This window comes from Fictibacillus sp. UD (assembly GCF_043558025.1).
In the GTDB taxonomy this organism is placed as follows: domain Bacteria; phylum Bacillota; class Bacilli; order Bacillales; family Fictibacillaceae; genus Fictibacillus.
Genome location: NZ_JARUHH010000008.1, coordinates 1 through 17,433, shown reverse-complemented (window position 1 = coordinate 17,433; position 17,433 = coordinate 1). Strand labels below are relative to the sequence as shown.

The window sequence follows — 17,433 nt, the reverse complement described above, 5'->3', positions numbered from 1 at the left end:
TATGAAAATTTCAGATGGTCAACCCGCAGCAGATCGTCTTGTCATTAATCAAATTAAAAATTATGCCAGCCAATTTGAACATTCTGAGACTCCTTTTCTTATCCAAAAAGATAGAAAATGGGTATATGTTAATCCTGCTGCTAGAAAAATTCTCGAAGCGGAAGAAGACATCATCGGCAAGCCAATCTGGAACAACCTTCCTACAGAAGTGCATGACATAGTGGAGGAACGCATCCAGTCATGCGGCAATGGAATTGCACCAAAGCCTAGTGAACAAACATGGATTACCCAAAAAGGTAATTATATTCAATTAGAAGTTATTGGATTTCCGCTCATGTTTTCATCCCATGCTACACAGATTATCATTCGGAATTTAACGCAGCAGCACATTGAAAAGCAGGAAACGTTAGAGCATTTGAAACTCATTACTGAAAATATGATTGATATTATAGGGGTTGTTAATATGGAAGGTGTTTTTACTTCCCTGACTCCTTCTTATAGCCTGGTAACCGGTTACCCACAAGAAGAGGCTATTGGCTCAACACCTTTTGATCTCGTTCACCCAGAAGACCGAGTCCATGTTATTTCAGAATTTACTAGGATGATTGCTGAACAAATACCACTAACTGTTGAGTATAGATATTTAACAAAAGATGGTTCTTATATCTGGCTTGAATCGAAAGGTAAACCGATTTATCAAAAAGGCAATCATGCTGCAATTGTTGCATCTCGAGATATCACCAAAAGAAAGAAAGCAGAAGCTGCGCTAAAGCAGAACGAGTTTAAGCATAGAATTATTCTCGATCACAGCAATGATTTGATTTGCTTAGTAGATGCAGAAGGGAAATATTTATATGCTTCTCTTTCCTATAAGAGTGTGTTAGGAATCGATCCGCAAACTCTCCTTGGTACAAACTCTATGAATTGCATTCATGTTGAAGACCATGAATTAGTAAAGAACTATATAAACCTGGTGTCATCATCAAAGAATCCAATGCCACTTGTTTATCGGAAAATGCATGCTTCAGGTCACCCGATCCTTTTAGAGGGAAAAGGGATGCCCATGGTTTCTGATGAAGGTGAAATTGAAGGAATCGTATTTATTTCTAGAGACATTACTGAAAAGAAAAAAGCAGATGAGTATATACGAAACAGTGAAAAGCTTGCAGTTTTAGGAGAACTGGCAGCAGGAGTTGCTCATGAGATTCGCAACCCGTTAACATCTATAAAAGGCTTGTTTTCCTTAATGAAAAATGGTGATTATGATCGGGAGAAAATCTATCTATACAATGAAGTGATTTGCGATGAGCTTCATCGAATAGAATCGATCGTTAACGAGTTTATGGCACTGGCTAAACCTGATGCAACTCAAATTAAGAAAGACGTAAATATTATTCAACTGCTGCAAGATACGGTAATGCTGTTAACATCAGAAGCAAACTTATACAACGTAGAGATCCGCCTTCTATTTAAAGAGAAGAAATTGTATGTCTTTTGTGAAAAAAATCAAATTAAACAAGTTTTTATTAATGTAATAAAGAATGCGATCGAAGCGATGAACGAAGGCGGAATACTAACGATAGCTATTGAAGAAACAGACAAAAAGGTGAAACTTCTATTTGTGGACAATGGGATTGGAATTGAGGAGGAACGTTTAAAAAGTATTGGGGTACCGTTTTTTACAAATAAAGAAAAAGGGATTGGCCTTGGCCTCACCATCAGCAATAAAATCATTACGGAGCACAAAGGTGACCTAAAAGTTCAGAGCCGAGCAGGACAAGGGACAACGGTATCTATAACACTGCAAAAATCAATGCAAAAATGAAACTATTAAGCAACTCTCTATTATGAGAGTTGTTTTTTTATATACCATCGAAAAGCCTGAATATGCCCCTTCCAAGTATACGAATCATCCAAACCAAAATTTCGGGTATAAAAAACAGAACATCACATAAAAAGTCAAACCACGAGTAGTGCTCTCCGTATTGTTTTTTCTTCTTTTTCCGCCTTAGCGCCACTTGTCATCACCGAATCTTTCTTATGTTTTTATGAACATCTCTTAAAGATAGTATGAAGAAAAACAGGCCATATGAATGATTCGTTATTTTATTCAATCGTTGTCGAACCTTGATGGTAAACAGATATGGACTTTGATCAGTCTTAATTTAGTAATAATTTCCTAAGGGTACATGTTTATACGTTTACATTAGGAAATGGTTTCTTAACATTCCTAATTTATAATGAGCATTGTAAAAATTCATTTAATTTAAAAGGGGTTGCAACAATGATGGATGAAAGACCGATGGACGAATGGATTAAGAAGCTTACAGACGACAGCTTAAAAAAAAAACAAACTGAATCGAAGAACATTCCTCACAGGTGCCGGAAAAATTGCAGGTATTTCACTGGGACTCACAATTGCACAATCGCTAGGCAGCAACGAAGTGAACGCAGCACCCACGTTTAGAAACTACCCTTTTACATTAGGTGTGGCATCAGGCGATCCGTTATCTAATAGTGTTGTGTTATGGACAAGGTTAGCACCCGATCCACTGAATGGAGGGGGGATGCCAGATGAAGCGGTATCTGTTAAATGGGAAATTGCTGAAGATGAAAGGTTTAAGAAAATCGTCCAAAAGGGAACGGAATTTGCGCGGCCTAATCTAGCTCATTCTGTTCACGTTGAGGTAGAGGGACTAAAGCCAGATCATGTGTATTTTTATCGTTTTAAAAGTGGTCATGAATTAAGTCCTGTCGGCAGAACAAAGACACTTCCTAAAAAGGATGCTCACGTGAAAAACATGACATTTGCATTTGCTTCCTGTCAGCAATATGAGCATGGTTTCTTTACAGCGTATCAGCATATGTCTGAAGAGAAATTAGATTTTGTCGTTCACCTTGGGGATTATATTTATGAATACGGACCAAATGAATACGTATCTCCATCTGGAAATGTTCGCACGCATAGCGGGCCTGAAATTATGACACTAGAAGACTACCGAAATAGACATGCACAATACCGCTCAGATGGAAATCTTAAGGCTGCACATGCAGCGTTTCCCTGGATCGTTACTTGGGATGATCATGAAGTTGAGAATAACTATGCCAACATGATTCCTGAAAAAGATCAGTCAATAGAAGCATTTGTAAAACGACGGGCTGCAGCTTATCAAGCTTATTATGAACACATGCCATTGCGTCGCTCTTCCCTTCCGCATGGAGCGGACATGTTGTTGTACCGCGACTTTTCTTACGGTAACCTGGCTGCATTCAATGTGATGGATACGCGTCAATATCGTGATGATCAAGCAAATGGTGATGGCAGCAAACCCCCATCACCCGAATCGCAAGATCCGAACCGAACGTTGATGGGGAAAGAGCAGGAAAGTTGGCTGCTACAGAATCTAGGAAACTCAAAAGCTCACTGGAACGTTCTTGCTCAACAAGTGTTCTTTGCTCAGCGAAACTATGGGTCAAGTACTGCACCTCGATTAAGCATGGATGCATGGGACGGTTACACAGCGTCACGTCAGCGCATTACTGATTTTGTTGAGTCTAAGAATTTAAATAATCTAGTCGTTTTAACAGGAGATGTACATGCCAGCTGGGCGTGTGATTTGAGAACGAACTATGATGATTCAGCTTCAAAAGTGATTGGTGCTGAATTTGTAGGAACATCCATTACTTCTGGAGGAAATGGTGCGGATAAACGAGCTGATACGGATAAGATTTTGGGATTGAATCCGCATATCAAATTTTTTAACGATTACCGAGGGTATGTACGATGTACGGTAACGCCAGAAGAGTGGCGTACCGACTATCGTGTTGTGCCGTTTGTTACGTCTCCAGGTGCAGCTATATCAACAAGAGCATCCTTCGTTTATCAAAAAGATCAAAACGGTTTACAGCAAGTCTCTTCAACAAGCGTAGCTGAAGGGGTAAAAATGTCGCGTGAGGTGGAAGAAGATAGAAACCGAGCTCATGGAAAAGCGCATGAGAAGCAAATGGAGAAAAAGTCTGCTGGAGTAGGGCAGTAAACAACGAAAAGAGGGTAAATCAAAGATTTATTTTCATCCTGAAATAGCGCACTTTGAGAATCGGACAGATAAACACTCGAATCGTACAAATTAATCGTTCAATCGGACAGATAAATGCTCGAATTGGACAGATTAACGGTTGAAGCGTACAAATTCATTTCCCCTAAACTAAAGAAAGCTGACTTCATAAGGTCTAAACAGCAGTAACATGCTATTTTCCGGCCGCAGAAGTCAGCTTTTAACTATTTTTTATCTTTCATCGCAGCCTTTAATGCATCAGCTAAACTATTCCCAAAGCCTTCGTCCTCTTTGTTGTTTGCGCTGTATTTTTTGAGCAGCTGCCGTTCTTCTCGCTTCGTAACCTTCTTTTTCTTATCGTCTGCTTTTTCCACCACATTACATGGCTTGCATTGAAAGTATGTGCCGGCTTTTCCGTTGTGAAGCTCCATTTTCTTATGGCACTGCGGACAACGTCGGTTCGATAGCTTCGGATCTTTTCGGCGGCGGTATGAACACTCGCGATCGGAGCAGACAAGCACTTTGCCGTCACGGCCCTTTACTTCCTTTAATAGCTCTCCACACTCTGGACACTTGGAGCCTGTTAGGTTATGAGCACGGTATTCCTGCGAACTTGTTTTGATTTCCATCACAAGCTGCTTTGTCTGCTTGCGGATGTTTTCTAGAAACTCTTTTGGATTTCCTTTTCCGCGTGCAATGGCCTCTAGATCTTGCTCCCATTTAGCTGTTAATTCAGGTGACTTCAACTCATCATTCACAAGATCGATCAGCTGTTTCCCTTTAGGAGTAGGGTGCAGCTTGTTGTTTTTACGATCAAGCACTTCAGACCCTAATAGTCTTTCGATAATATCAGCACGTGTTGCAGGTGTTCCAAGACTATATTTTTCCATACGAGATAATAGGTCGGCCTCTGTAAAACGGGAAGGTGGTTCAGTAAGCTTTTTCTCCGCATTCACCTCTTTAACACAAAGTATTTGCCCTTCTTTTAGATTAGCAAGTGCACGAGGACTTTCTTCTTCTTTACCAGACAGCACTTTAAAACCTGGGTCTAACACCAATGTTTCACGTGCCATGAACGTCTCGCCTGCAACATTCATTGCAGCAGTCAGCGTCTCCGTTCGATACGCAGGATAGAACAGAGCAAGGAATCGGCGTGCGATTAAATCATAAAGTTTGCGCTCATCGTTATCGAGATCACCTAAGTGCAACGGTTCATCCGTCGGAATGATCGCATGATGATCGGTAACTTTGCTGTCATTGAATACTTTCTTTGCGACAACATTTCCTTTTTGTTTTAAAAGGGGCTGCACTTCTTCACGATAGCCTGATGACATTCCCTGAAGGCGATCATACATCGTGTTTTCCATATCTTTTGTTAAGTAGCGGGAATCTGTTCTTGGATACGTAACGAGCTTATATTGCTCATAAAGCTTTTGAAGAACAGACGATGTTTTTTTAGCAGAGAACCCGAAACGGCGGTTCGCGTCACGCTGCAGTTCAGTAAGATCGTAAGGCATCGGATGTGCCTCAGTTTTTTCCTTCTTTTGAAGTGAAGAAACAGTTGCTTGCTGTCCCTTTACTTTGCTAACGATGTCTGTCGCTTTTTTCTCTTCGAAAAGACGCTTCTCACCGTTGCGTTCCCAAGACGCTTTTAACATCCCGATCGTCGCATCAATCGTCCAAAAGTCTTTTGGCTGAAACGAGTTGATTTCTTGCTCACGTTCTAAAATCATAGCAAGAGTCGGTGTCTGAACACGGCCAGCAGAAAGCGGATCATTGTATTTCATTGTTAGTGCACGTGTCACGTTTAGGCCGATCAGCCAATCTGCTTCAGAACGGCAAACAGCAGATTGATAAAGGTTGTCATATTGTTTAGCGGGTTTGAGCTGGTTGAATCCATCACGTATTGCTTTATCGGTTTGAGATGAAATCCATAGTCGCTTCACAGGTTTTTGCCATCTCACTTTTTCCATGATCCAGCGCGCGACCAGTTCACCTTCACGTCCAGCATCTGTTGCAATTACAAGCTCACCGATGTCTTTACGTTTAGCGAGCTGTTCAATCGCACGGAATTGATGACTGACTTGGCGGATCACTTTTAATCCCATATGTTTTGGAATGATGGGGAGATCTTCCAAGCGCCATTGTTTGTATTGCTTGTCGTAGTCCTCAGGCATTTTTAGTTCAACTAAGTGACCAAGTGCCCACGTTACAATGTGCTTCGAACCTTCAATATAGCTTTTATTTTGTTGCTTGCAGCCTAGGACACGGGCAAGGTCGCGTGCCACACTCGGCTTTTCAGCAAGGATTAATTGTTTCATAATGTACCCCTTTCGAACTTCTACTGTAGTCATTATAACAGAGTGTAAAAATAAGAAAAAAATGAAGATTTATTTCTCCTTCACAGTTTCTAAATACTGTATACTGAATAATGAGTCTATTTTACTTTGTTAAGTAATTTTTGATAAACATAGATGTACTGTTTCGGTGTGACTGAAAGGAGAAAGAGAACATGTGGCGAAACCGGAATTTTTTAATTTTGATGTTTGGTCTTGCTGTATCAAGTACTGGACTTTGGGTAGGAATCATTGGGAACCTTGAATTTTTGCAGATGAATGTAGAGTCATCCTTTCTGCAGGCACTCATTATTTTAGCAGGTTTTCTTGTTGGTATATTTTTGGCACCGATGGCCGGACGAATTATTGATCGCAGCAACAAGAAAAAGATATTAATATATGCAGGATTTGCTCGCTGTGCAGCGGTCTTTTTTATGTACTTAGCGATCGCTTACAACAATGTTTGGTGGATGGTTGTTTATACGCTCGTCATCGGAATTTCCGGAACGTTTTCACAGCCCGCCATGCAGACCATGCTGCCGTTAATCGTGAAAAAGGAAGAACTTCTTGATGCGAACGGTGTCAACATGAACATCTTTACAGCTTCTCGAATTGTTGGAACAGCACTCGGCGGTGTGATGCTTGTCGGCATGTCGCTATTTTCTTTGTATACAGTAACGCTTGTTTCATATGTAATTCTACTCATTTCTACGTTCTTTTTAAATGTGGAAGAGAAGCCGAAAGAAGTAGATAAGTCTGGCAGAAAAGAAAACTTCTTCAGAACGCTAGCTGAGCTCTATCCTATGGTTAAAAAACAGCCGAAAGTGGTTTATGGTATCTTCTTGTTGATTCCAGCTTACTTATTTTTATCCGGCTTCAATTTAATGGTGATCGAGATCAGCGAGCTTCAAGATAATGCGGGTATTAAAGGGATCCTGTATACAACAGAAGGGGTTTGTGTATTCATTGGTACGTTTTTATCAAAAAGGTTTTTTAGAGACAATCCGAAATTATCTTACATGTTTGCAATCACGTTTATTATTGCTACCGCACACACCTCTTTATTTTTAGCAGATCATCCAATCATGTCTGTTCTCTCGTTCGGACTGTTTGGTCTAGCGGCGGGCACATTATTCCCGGTTGTCACGACCATCTTTCAAACGGATGTGCCATCTGATTATCACGGAAGGTTTTTCTCCATTAAGGGGATGGTTGATAACATCATCTTTCAAGTGTTGATGCTGTTAACGGGTTTGTTTTTGGATACGATTGGATTCTTTAACATGGTGATTGGCTTTGGAATTACATCTTTTGTCATCGCTGCAGTCATACTTTATCAATATAAAACAAGTGGCACCCGAAAAAAGAATGACCGTGTTGCGGCTGTGAAATAAATACAAAGGAAAGAGAGTGGCTATTTGTCACTCTCTTTTTATTTTACACAGACCATAACAGCAAGATTGAGGACGACTTTAAGATTTTTGCTTGATAAAATAAAGAAAAGATGATGGGTGGAGGGATGAACAGTGAGTAACGTACATATGTCATTTGACGAGATGTGGGATAAAATCATGGAATGCGATCGGTCTTATGACGGCTTGTTTTATACGGCAGTTAAGACAACGAAGATTTTTTGCCGTCCATCCTGTCGATCGCGAAAGCCCAAAAAGAAGAATGTCGTCTTTTATGATACGATCACGCAATGTGAAGAGGCGGGATACCGTGCATGTAAGAGGTGCCAGCCTGAGGTCGAGCATTGTCCACAGATTGATTTAATAAGAAAAGCAACGAGTTATTTAGTGAACAACCACCACAAGCGTATTCTTTTGCAAGATGTAGCAGATTACGCAGGTGTGAGCTCCTTTTATTTAGAGCGGCTGTTCAAAGAGGAAATGAACGAAACGCCTCGTGAATATGTGGAGAAGATTCGCATAGATAAAGCGGCATTCCTGCTAATGAATTCATCAAAAACAAATCTTGAAATTTGTTATGAAGCGGGCTTTCATAGTCCTTCAAATTTTTATAAAACGTTTCGTCAGATCAAAAACTGTTCTCCAAGTGACTATCGAAAATCTAAAAAGGAGGCAGGATATGCAGTGGACTGATTGCGATGATCATCTAGAAATACACTTGCCTAACGAATTCAGCTTTTCTGAATGTCTCACATTCCTCGGAAGATCACAGCTGGAAGTGATGCATGACATACAAGAAGATACACTTTATAAACTAATAAAAGTCGATAATGATAGAATTTTGATGAAAATAAACTCTAAAGATCAAAAGTTAATTGTAAAGTTTCCAGATAAAAAAACAAAACAAAAAGAAATAGTGGTTGGGTATATTACGGAATGGTTTGATTTGGAGCGAGATCTTTCTGTTTTTTATGAAGTTGCTTCTGAAGACCCCATCCTTCATCCACTTACACAAAGGTATTACGGTTTACGGATCATTGGAATTCCTGATTTGTTTGAAGCTTTGACTTGGGCAATCATGGGACAGCAAATCAACTTAAAGTTTGCTTATACGCTAAAACGAAGGTTTGTTGAGAACTTTGGTGAGAAGCTGAATTACAATGGAAAGTTATTTTGGTTACACCCAACGCCGGAAGTAATCGCAAATCTTGAAACCGATGACTTACGAAAGCTTCAATTTACTGAGAGGAAAGCAGAGTACGTGATTGGTGTGGCAAAAGAGATGAGTTCTAGCCATTTGTCAAAGAAAGTTTTGAAAGAGTCTGAAAATCCTGCTCAACAACTGATTTCCATAAGAGGAATCGGAGCTTGGACAGCAGACTATTGTTTAATGAAATGTCTGTTAAAGCCAAATGCATTTCCGATAGCTGATGTAGGACTACACAACGCGGTAATGAAACAGTTGGAACAGGATCGTAAACCAACAATCGATGAATTAAAGAAATTCGCGGAAAATTGGACTGACTGGGAAGGGTACGCCACTTTTTATCTTTGGAGGTCTTTGTATGAGTAAACTGTTCAAATTGGACTACGAATCTCCTATAGGTGTTCTTGAGATGGTGAGCAGCGAAGATACGGTCTACTCAATAGTGTTCGTTGATAGATTGTCAGCAATTGAGCACCAGAGAGAAATACCAGATGTTCTACAAGATTGCTGCACACAACTTCATGAATACTTTTTAGGAAAGCGCAAAACATTTACTTTTGCCTATACATTGAATGGAACGCCATTTCAACAGGCTGTTTGGGATTCGCTTTTACAGATCCCTTTTGCTCAAACCGCATCATACCGTGATATTGCAAACATGCTTCAAAATGAAAAAGCGGTCAGGGCTGTAGGAAGTGCAAATGGGAGGAACAAATTAAGCATTATTATTCCGTGTCATAGAATCATTGGGACGAATGGGAAGCTTACTGGTTATGCAGGGGGTCTTTGGAGAAAAGAATGGCTCTTAAATCATGAGAAAAGTTTAAAGGAGTTAATCATTTAGTATAGTGTTATAACTTTTATATTAAAAGGATTAGGAATTAGAATTATAAAAATAGTTTGATAATTCAATCATATTAAGGCTTGAGTATTATTTTTTTTGGAAAAAGAGAAAACGGATACATTTTGATTTACAATAGTAAGAAAAAGTATTAAAATGAGAAAGTTCCAAAAAATAGAAATATATACAGGGGGCTATCTCGATGAAAAAATTTTTAGCGGTAACTGCAGCTGCTTTACTTGCGCTTAGCGTAGGGTGCAGCAAGGAAGAAGAAAAACCAAAAGAAGAAGCAAAGCCAGCAGCGGCTGAGAAGAAAGAAGACGGAAATGCTGAAAAGATTACACTTCTTAACTTCGAAGGGGAGCTTGTAAACAAACTTCGCGGATACCATGCACCATTTAATGCATATGCTGCAGGTCTTGAAAAAGAAGGCGAAGAAGCACTTGCTCAAGCAGATCTCGATAAATTAAAAGCTGATGCAAAAGCAGCTGGTGAAAAGGCTGTAGCTGAAATTCCATCTATTGAAGTACCGTCAGATCTATCAAAAGAAAACCAAGAAGCTGTAAAAGGTTCTCTTGAAGAGCTGAAGAAATCTTACGAAGCTCGCGTAGCTGGATTAGAAGATGAAGCAAAAGCAAATGAAGCTGACGAATTATTCACAGCTTTTGAAGAAAAATTAAACACAGTTCACGAAGCGTTAAAATTGGTACCAGGTCAATTTGCAGCTGAACTTCAATAGCATGTACAACTGCTGTCTCTATAGTGAGGCGGCAGTTTTTTTATGTTGTTGGGTATCATTCAAAGAGGGTATAGTGAATATATAAGATTTGGAAAGGAAAGTTCATATGATAAAAATCAGAATTGAAAAGGAAGCAGATTACATTGTCATCGATGAAATTAACTCTTCTGCTTTTAACGGTAAAGGTGAAAGCAAACTAATAAGAGCTATACGTGATTCAGAGTGGTTCGTGCCAGAACTATCTTTAATAGCTGAAAAGCATGAAGAAGTTGTTGGTCACATTCTGTTCAGTGAAGTGATGATTCAGACAGAGAACGAACAAGTACCTACACTAGCGCTTGCCCCAATGGCTGTTTCTCCTCAGCATCAAAAGCAGGGGATAGGAACTCTTTTAGTACAAACAGGTTTAGAAAAAGCACAGCAATTAGGTTATGAGCATGTGGTCGTATTGGGACATCCTAACTTTTATCCGAAGTTTGGATTCGTTTCTTCTGTTGCAAAAGGAATACATTCACCATTTCCAGTTCAAGAAGAAGTATTTATGGTGTTTGAGCTAAAAAAGGGATCGTTGGAAGGGATACAAGGAAAGGTTGAATATCCTCCTGCGTTTTCAGCAGTTACCTAAAAAGCGAAACAAAAAAAGAAGCCGAGGCTTCTTTTTTAATTGCTTATAGAAATAAACCGGCTATGGCAGCGGATAAAATACTTACTAAAGTTGCGCCATAGAGAAGTTTTAAACCAAAGCGGGCAACAGTGTTTCCCTGCTCTTCGTGAAGCCCCTTAACTGCTCCAGTGATAATACCGATAGAAGAGAAGTTGGCAAACGATACGAGGAACACGGATACAATACCGATTGTACGGTCGGACATATTCTTTGCATACTTGGCCAAATCCATCATCGCGACAAATTCGTTGGAAACAAGTTTTGTTGCCATGATTGTACCAGCTGAAACGGCTTCTGACCACGGAATCCCGACAAGGAATGCAACAGGTGCGAACACATATCCAAGCATCGTTTGGAAGGTAATGCCGAACACCATATCAAACACGTCATTGATTAACGCAATCAACGCAACAAATCCTAAAAGCATGGCTCCCACGATAACAGCTACTTTAAATCCATCCATAATGTACTCACCGAGCATCTCAAAAAACGTTTGTTTTTCTTCTTCGATCTCAATAATGTCATCATCAGAAGTTACTTCATACGGATTTATGATGTTTGCGATAATGAATCCACCAAACAAGTTAAGTACCAAGGCTGTTACAACGTACTTTGGATCGATCATCGTCATGTATGCCCCTAAGATTGAGGCAGAAACAGTAGACATAGCTGATGTACAAAGTGTATATAACCGATGCTTTGGCATATGCCCTAACAGTTTTTTTACGGAGATAAATACTTCGGACTGGCCAAAAACCGCAGATGCCACGGCGTTATAGGATTCTAGTCTTCCTAAACCATTCACTTTACTTAAGGCAAATCCAACCCATTTAATAATAAACGGCAAAATCCTGAAGTGTTGAGCAATACCGATCAAAACTGAAATAAATACGATTGGCAGCAATACGTTTAAAAAGAACGGCATGGCTGCTTCATTTGCAAGTCCGCCAAACACGAAATCGATCCCAGCTCCTGCATAGCCTAATAACTTTTCAAACAGTTTAGAAATACCTTTTATAATAACGAGGCCAACACCTGTATTTAATAGAAAGTATGTAAGAATTAACTGCAACCCAAGCATGGTTAAGATGGGTCTGTATTTAATTTTTTTGCGATCATTGCTGACAAGGTAGGCTAACAAGAAAACCGCAGCCACTCCAGCTAGAAAGATGATGTACTTCATTTCCTTTTCCTCCTAAATCTTTTACGAATAGAACTTTTCTATTATTCGTTAATTTAATTTTTTTCGCAACGATAAAATATAACTGCTTTGTTAGTATTAACCAATTTAAAAAATTTGTTCAAAAAACAAGATATATGAATTCTATGTCGAAATTAAATTTGGAAGGAAAAATGAATCAAGAGGAGCGGATAAGTTGAAGCAAGCTCTAATTGTAATTGATGCGCAACAAGATTTGATAGACGGTAATGAAAAAGAGAAGGAGGTTTTTAACAAAGGCAGTCTGTTAAGCAACATCAACACAGTGATCGAAAAAGCGGAAGAAGCAGATGCTTCTATCATTTTTATCCGAGATCTTGACGTTGCAGAGGGAAATGGAGCTGGATTTGAGGTTCATCCTGATATTGCAGTTCCAGAGCATGCAGAAATTTTTAATAAGAAAGCAACCAGCTCTTTTTATGGAACACCTCTACTAGAATATTTAAATAAGAAGAAAATTCGTCACCTGGTCGTAATGGGATGTAAGACAGAACATTGCATCGATACGGCAGTTAGGATGGCAACGGTCTCAGGTTTTGATGTGACACTAGTTGGAGATGGTCATTCCACCACAAATTCAGAGGTGTTGACTGCTGAACAAATCATAAGCCATCACAATAAAATTCTGCATGGTCACTATAACGTTGACCACTTTTCGGCGGTAAGGAACACTACTGAAGATCTATTTCAGCCTATACACGATAACTATCGTTAAGGGACGTATTATTGAGGAAGCAGCGATAGGGTTTGTATAATGGTCGGTATGATCGTTTTTTTAAAATAAAGGAGGAGTATGAATGAGTACTTTAACAATTCAAAACTTTGAACTTTCACGAGCTTTTTTTCTAAATCACCTGGAAGCTATGAACGCAGAACTTGCAGATGTCCAGCCTGTAGGGTTCAACAACAATATTCGCTGGCATGCAGGTCATGTCCTTACTACCGCTGAGTATTTTATGTTTGATTTCCCGAAAAAATCTTCAAACTTACCAAAACACTATATTGAGTTATTTAACAGAGGAACTAGCCCGGCCGATTGGAAAGGAGAAGTACCAACATTAAAAGAACTTCAACAGCAGCTGTCCGATCAACTAGTAAGAATAAAAGAAATACCAGAAGAGAGACTGCAAGAAAAATTGGAGAAAGAAATTTTTAACTTTAAAACCTTTGGTGAACTTGTAAACTTTACAGTATTCCACGAAACGTATCATCTAGGCCAAATGCATGCAATCAAGAGAGTTATAGAGAATCAGTCGGTCAAGCAGGTGTAGCTTCACAAAAAAACAGTGAACCCCCATGTGGAGGTTCACTGTTTTTTACGGTAAATCATCTATGTACTTTTTGCACAGAAATATGCTATTATAGAAAAGACGCACTCGTTAAATAAATTAGGTTATAATAACTCCTAATTATATTATACGATGAAAAGGAAGTGTGTGTCAACTATAAATTTTGTAGTAGGGAGAGATCGGATGACTACTTGGAATCGGGAACAACAAAATGAACAAAAACGAGTAGATAAAGTGATTCATAAACTTTCTGATGCTACGGCCAAACTGGAGAATCATCTTGGTGGAAAGCTAGCTGATGTTGTGCAGATTAGAAAAAACTTTTGGTCAGATGTTACAGTTAACTTAGATGATGTTGACGATGCAATCGAAACAGCAGCAAGCATTAAACAGCAATCAGAACTTTTATCCGAAATCGAACGAAGTCACACATCAGCAAAAGCTCGTCTCAAGACGTATGAAAAACTAAAAAGGTCACCCTATTTTGGACGCATTGATTTTAAAGAAGCGGATGAAGCTGAGACCGAGAACGTATACATCGGGATTGCTTCTTATTATGATGAACTCACAAGCTCTTTTCTTGTTCATGATTGGCGTGCACCGATCTCTAGTTTGTATTATGATCATTCTCTTGGTACCGCGGATTTTCGTGCGCCGAGCGGAATCATCACAGGTGAATTAGAGCTGAAAAGACAGTTTATTATAAAAAACGGTGAAATTAAAGGCATGTTTGATACAGGAGAAGCAATCGGGGACGATCTTCTTCAGCAAGTATTAGGCAATCAAGCGAATACTCAAATGAAAAGCATAGTCGCTACAATTCAGAAAGAACAAAATGCGATAATCCGAAATACATCAAGCGATTTACTTGTCGTGCAAGGAGCAGCGGGCTGCGGAAAAACATCAGCAGCCCTTCAGCGTGTCGCGTACTTATTGTACCGGGACCGTGAAACACTGCAATCTCACCATATTGTTTTATTTTCGCCAAACAACATGTTCAACAGTTATGTAGCGAACGTGCTACCCGAGCTTGGTGAAGAAAACATGGAGCAAACTACTTTCCAGGCTTATATCGACCATCATTTAGCAAAAGATTTCTCCGTGGAAACGCCATTTGAACAGATGGAGGATCTGCTATCAGGAAGTGGTGAGTCGAGTCGCATCAATGGAATAAAGTTTAAAGCTTCTGTTGATTTTTTAGATGAGATTCATCGATATGTTGATAAACTGAGTACATCAGGCATGCAGTTTTTAGATATAAGATTCCGGGATCGTGTTGTTATTCGAGCAAAACAGATCAGTGAATTCTTTTATTCACTAGATCAGCGTGAAACCGTACCTTATCGAATGAAAAAAACGTCTGTTTGGATTTTAGAAGAACTGAAGAAAATTGAGCGTCGAGAACGCAAGAAACCTTGGGTAGAAAAAGAGATTCAGCTTCTCGATAAAAATGTGTATACAAAGCTATATGAGAAATTGCAAGAACGAAATCAGTACGGGGCGGATTCGTTCAATGATTTGCAAAGTGAGCAAAAAGTTTTATCGGCTTATGTAACGAGGATTGCTTTTAAACCGGTGCGAGAAAAGGTTGAGCAGTTTGCCTTCCTGGACGTTAAGTCACTGTATGCGAAACTGTTTCAAAAAAATAATAAGCTGATAGACAATCTAGATACGTGGATCGACATTTGCAATCAAACGTTGTTTAACTTAAAACAAAATCACCTCGCGAATGAAGATGCCACACCATTTTTATATGTGAAAGAGTTATTGATCGGTTTTCAAAGTAATGCAGCAGTGCGACATGTTTTTATTGATGAGGCACAGGATTTTTCACTATTTCAATTCGCGTTCATTCAGCGGATATTTCCAAGAGCAAATCTAACCGTGCTCGGAGATTTGAACCAGTCCATTTACGCCCATGCATCCGATGAGTCGTTCAGCAGGCTGAAGAAATTATTGGATAAGAAAAAGCCTGAAACGATTACACTTTCAAGAAGTTACCGTTCGACTAAAGAAATTGTAGAGTTTACGAAGAGTCTTTTACATGATGGAAGCACAATTATTCCATTTAATCGTTCTGGAGAGAAACCATCTGTCGTTGCGGTTGAAAGTGATAAAAGTCATGTCGATCAAGTTCAAAAGCTCGTTAGTCGCTGGTTAAATGAAGGACATGAAACGGTTGCTGTAATCTGTCGTTCTGCTAAAGAAAGTAAAAAAGTGTACGAATCGCTAAAGGGAACAATGGATGTAAGGCTTATGATCGACGAAGATGCTGCTTTCCAAAGAGGAGTAATCGTTATACCTTCATATTTAGCAAAAGGCATCGAGTTTGATGCTGTTGCTATATTTGATGCATCAGGTTATCAAAATGAACGTGAACGAAAACTGTTCTATACGGTGTGCACGCGTGCGATGCATGAGCTGACCGTGTTTTATAGCGGAAAGCCATGTCCTTTTATAGAAGAAGCTTCAGAAAGTTTATATGAGAATGTTCAATAAGTGTGCGATCCGTTGTTCTAATGAACAGCGGATTTTTTTGGGCAAAACCTAAATTAGAGACAGGAAGCACACACTAAAAATTTTTAATTTCCCTTTTTTCGGGTAACGATAAGATAAAGGAGGGAATTCAATGGCTTTTAACTACGACCTTGATTTTGAAAAGATAGACTTTCGGAAACATCCAGAAAAGTATCGTGTTGGACGCGGGGAACAAGGTGTTCTTTTAGTTGAACCCTATAAAAGTGAGATCCTTCCTCATTGGCGTTTCAAAACACCGGAAGAAGCTGAAAAGTCTTCCAAGAAAATTTATGAACAATTTCTAGAGTATAAGGAAAATAAAGATTTTGTCGGTGCTGATATGGCGAGGAAGTTTCTGCAGATGGGCTATACACGTGCACGGCGTTATACGAACTACAAAGGGGGAAGGAAATATAAAGAAAACGGCGAGGTGAATGAACGTAAAATCGACCCTGTAAAGGCGAAGTCAGCAGCGATTTTTGAAGAGAAGTGGAAGCTCGCTCGAACAGATGAAGAATATTTGAAAATGAAAAAAGCGCATCAAAAAGAATTCGGGTAAGCATCTCATCTATCAAAGGAGATGCTTTTTCTATTCGCCGCCACCTGTATACCGATTGTCTCCCATCTGATAATTCGTGCTATCCCCAGGCTTAGCACCTGCGTGAGTAGAACTGTGCGGATTGTTGTTATTTCTTTTCCGACGCCAGTCTATAAAAAGTGCAAAAAGTAACATGCCTCCGATGAAAACCCAAAACCAAGTCATATTGTTAGCCTCCTTCTATACATAAAAATATGTTTAACATTCACAAGTATTCAAATTAAAAAACAGCAGAGACCCTATTTGATGTCTAGGTGCCTTTACTGCCTGTTAGCTTTCTCGATTTCAGTTTCAACCTTTAACACTCTTTTATTCAATGCCTGAGAAGTATCATCAAAGTGATGAATGATCTTATCTGTATAATCTCCCATACTTGTGATGATGTTTTTATTTAATGCTTTAGAAGTATCTTCAAAATGATGGATAATCTTATCGGTATAATCTCCTATACTTGAAATAATGTTAAAATTCATTCTATCAAGTTTGTTCTCAATGCGATCCTGTCCAGTTTTTAGTTCTGGAATGAGTTTGTTCTCAATGCGATCCTGTCCAGTTT

The 17,433-nt window shown here is 39.3% G+C and carries 15 protein-coding genes and 1 pseudogene; 12 read left to right on the top strand and 4 right to left on the bottom strand.

Annotated features, from left to right (window positions below; genetic code table 11):
* Position 1 precedes the first annotated feature (1 nt).
* Both P8610_RS13515 and P8610_RS13510 read left to right on the top strand, forming a co-directional pair.
* Positions 2-1,825: a PAS domain S-box protein gene (locus tag P8610_RS13515; protein ID WP_394604822.1), complete on the top strand. Its 1,824-nt coding sequence runs from the start codon at positions 2-4 to the stop codon at positions 1,823-1,825.
* A gap of 459 nt (positions 1,826-2,284) precedes the next feature.
* Positions 2,285-4,037: pseudogene (locus P8610_RS13510) on the top strand (alkaline phosphatase D family protein).
* Positions 4,038-4,279: 242 nt separating this feature from the next.
* Here P8610_RS13510 and P8610_RS13505 read toward each other — a convergent pair.
* Positions 4,280-6,376, bottom strand: coding sequence for a DNA topoisomerase III (locus P8610_RS13505; protein WP_394604821.1), 2,097 nt, complete (start codon positions 6,374-6,376; stop codon positions 4,280-4,282).
* A 191-nt stretch (positions 6,377-6,567) separates the two neighbouring features.
* Between P8610_RS13505 and P8610_RS13500 the strand changes: the two genes are divergently transcribed.
* The 6 genes from P8610_RS13500 to P8610_RS13475 all read left to right on the top strand — a co-directional run bounded on the left by P8610_RS13500 (position 6,568) and on the right by P8610_RS13475 (position 11,215).
* Positions 6,568-7,785, top strand: a complete 1,218-nt coding sequence (locus P8610_RS13500; protein WP_394604820.1) for an MFS transporter — start codon at positions 6,568-6,570, stop codon at positions 7,783-7,785.
* A gap of 132 nt (positions 7,786-7,917) precedes the next feature.
* On the top strand, positions 7,918-8,496 hold the full coding sequence (locus tag P8610_RS13495; RefSeq protein WP_394604819.1) for a bifunctional transcriptional activator/DNA repair enzyme AdaA: 579 nt from the start codon (positions 7,918-7,920) through the stop codon (positions 8,494-8,496).
* Complete coding sequence (locus P8610_RS13490; protein ID WP_394604817.1) at positions 8,483-9,376, top strand: DNA-3-methyladenine glycosylase family protein; 894 nt, start codon at positions 8,483-8,485, stop codon at positions 9,374-9,376. Before P8610_RS13495 ends, P8610_RS13490 begins: the two co-directional genes overlap by 14 nt.
* Positions 9,369-9,854 (top strand): methylated-DNA--[protein]-cysteine S-methyltransferase, encoded by a 486-nt coding sequence (locus P8610_RS13485; RefSeq protein ID WP_394604815.1) that lies wholly within the window; start codon positions 9,369-9,371, stop codon positions 9,852-9,854. The genes P8610_RS13490 and P8610_RS13485 overlap by 8 nt, the downstream gene beginning before the upstream one ends.
* 199 nt (positions 9,855-10,053) lie before the next feature.
* Positions 10,054-10,590, top strand: coding sequence for a hypothetical protein (locus tag P8610_RS13480; protein ID WP_394604814.1), 537 nt, complete (start codon positions 10,054-10,056; stop codon positions 10,588-10,590).
* 106 nt (positions 10,591-10,696) lie between these two features.
* A complete protein-coding gene (locus tag P8610_RS13475; protein WP_394604813.1) occupies positions 10,697-11,215 on the top strand; it encodes a GNAT family N-acetyltransferase in 519 nt (172 codons plus the stop codon).
* Positions 11,216-11,258: 43 nt separating this feature from the next.
* On the opposite strand, the gene P8610_RS13470 is transcribed toward P8610_RS13475, so the two are convergent.
* Positions 11,259-12,437: a NupC/NupG family nucleoside CNT transporter gene (locus P8610_RS13470; RefSeq protein ID WP_394604812.1), complete on the bottom strand. Its 1,179-nt coding sequence runs from the start codon at positions 12,435-12,437 to the stop codon at positions 11,259-11,261.
* A 193-nt stretch (positions 12,438-12,630) separates the two neighbouring features.
* Here P8610_RS13470 and P8610_RS13465 point away from each other — a divergent pair, with 193 nt between their 5' ends.
* The 4 genes from P8610_RS13465 to P8610_RS13450 all read left to right on the top strand — a co-directional run bounded on the left by P8610_RS13465 (position 12,631) and on the right by P8610_RS13450 (position 16,838).
* Positions 12,631-13,188 (top strand): cysteine hydrolase family protein, encoded by a 558-nt coding sequence (locus P8610_RS13465; RefSeq protein WP_394604811.1) that lies wholly within the window; start codon positions 12,631-12,633, stop codon positions 13,186-13,188.
* Positions 13,189-13,270: 82 nt separating this feature from the next.
* On the top strand, positions 13,271-13,744 hold the full coding sequence (locus tag P8610_RS13460) for a DinB family protein (RefSeq protein ID WP_394604810.1): 474 nt from the start codon (positions 13,271-13,273) through the stop codon (positions 13,742-13,744).
* Between the two features lie 201 nt (positions 13,745-13,945).
* Positions 13,946-16,261, top strand: a complete 2,316-nt coding sequence (gene helD, locus P8610_RS13455) for an RNA polymerase recycling motor HelD (protein ID WP_394604809.1) — start codon at positions 13,946-13,948, stop codon at positions 16,259-16,261.
* Between the two features lie 130 nt (positions 16,262-16,391).
* The gene (locus P8610_RS13450; protein WP_394604808.1) at positions 16,392-16,838 is read left to right on the top strand and encodes a DUF4385 domain-containing protein; all 447 of its coding nucleotides are present in this window, start codon (positions 16,392-16,394) and stop codon (positions 16,836-16,838) included.
* A 30-nt stretch (positions 16,839-16,868) separates the two neighbouring features.
* Here P8610_RS13450 and P8610_RS13445 read toward each other — a convergent pair whose 3' ends face one another.
* The gene (locus P8610_RS13445; protein ID WP_394604807.1) at positions 16,869-17,042 is read right to left on the bottom strand and encodes a hypothetical protein; all 174 of its coding nucleotides are present in this window, start codon (positions 17,040-17,042) and stop codon (positions 16,869-16,871) included.
* Positions 17,043-17,137: 95 nt separating this feature from the next.
* Positions 17,138-17,433, bottom strand: a 296-nt coding sequence (locus P8610_RS13440) for a hypothetical protein (protein WP_394604806.1), incomplete at its 5' end; no start/stop codon positions are given.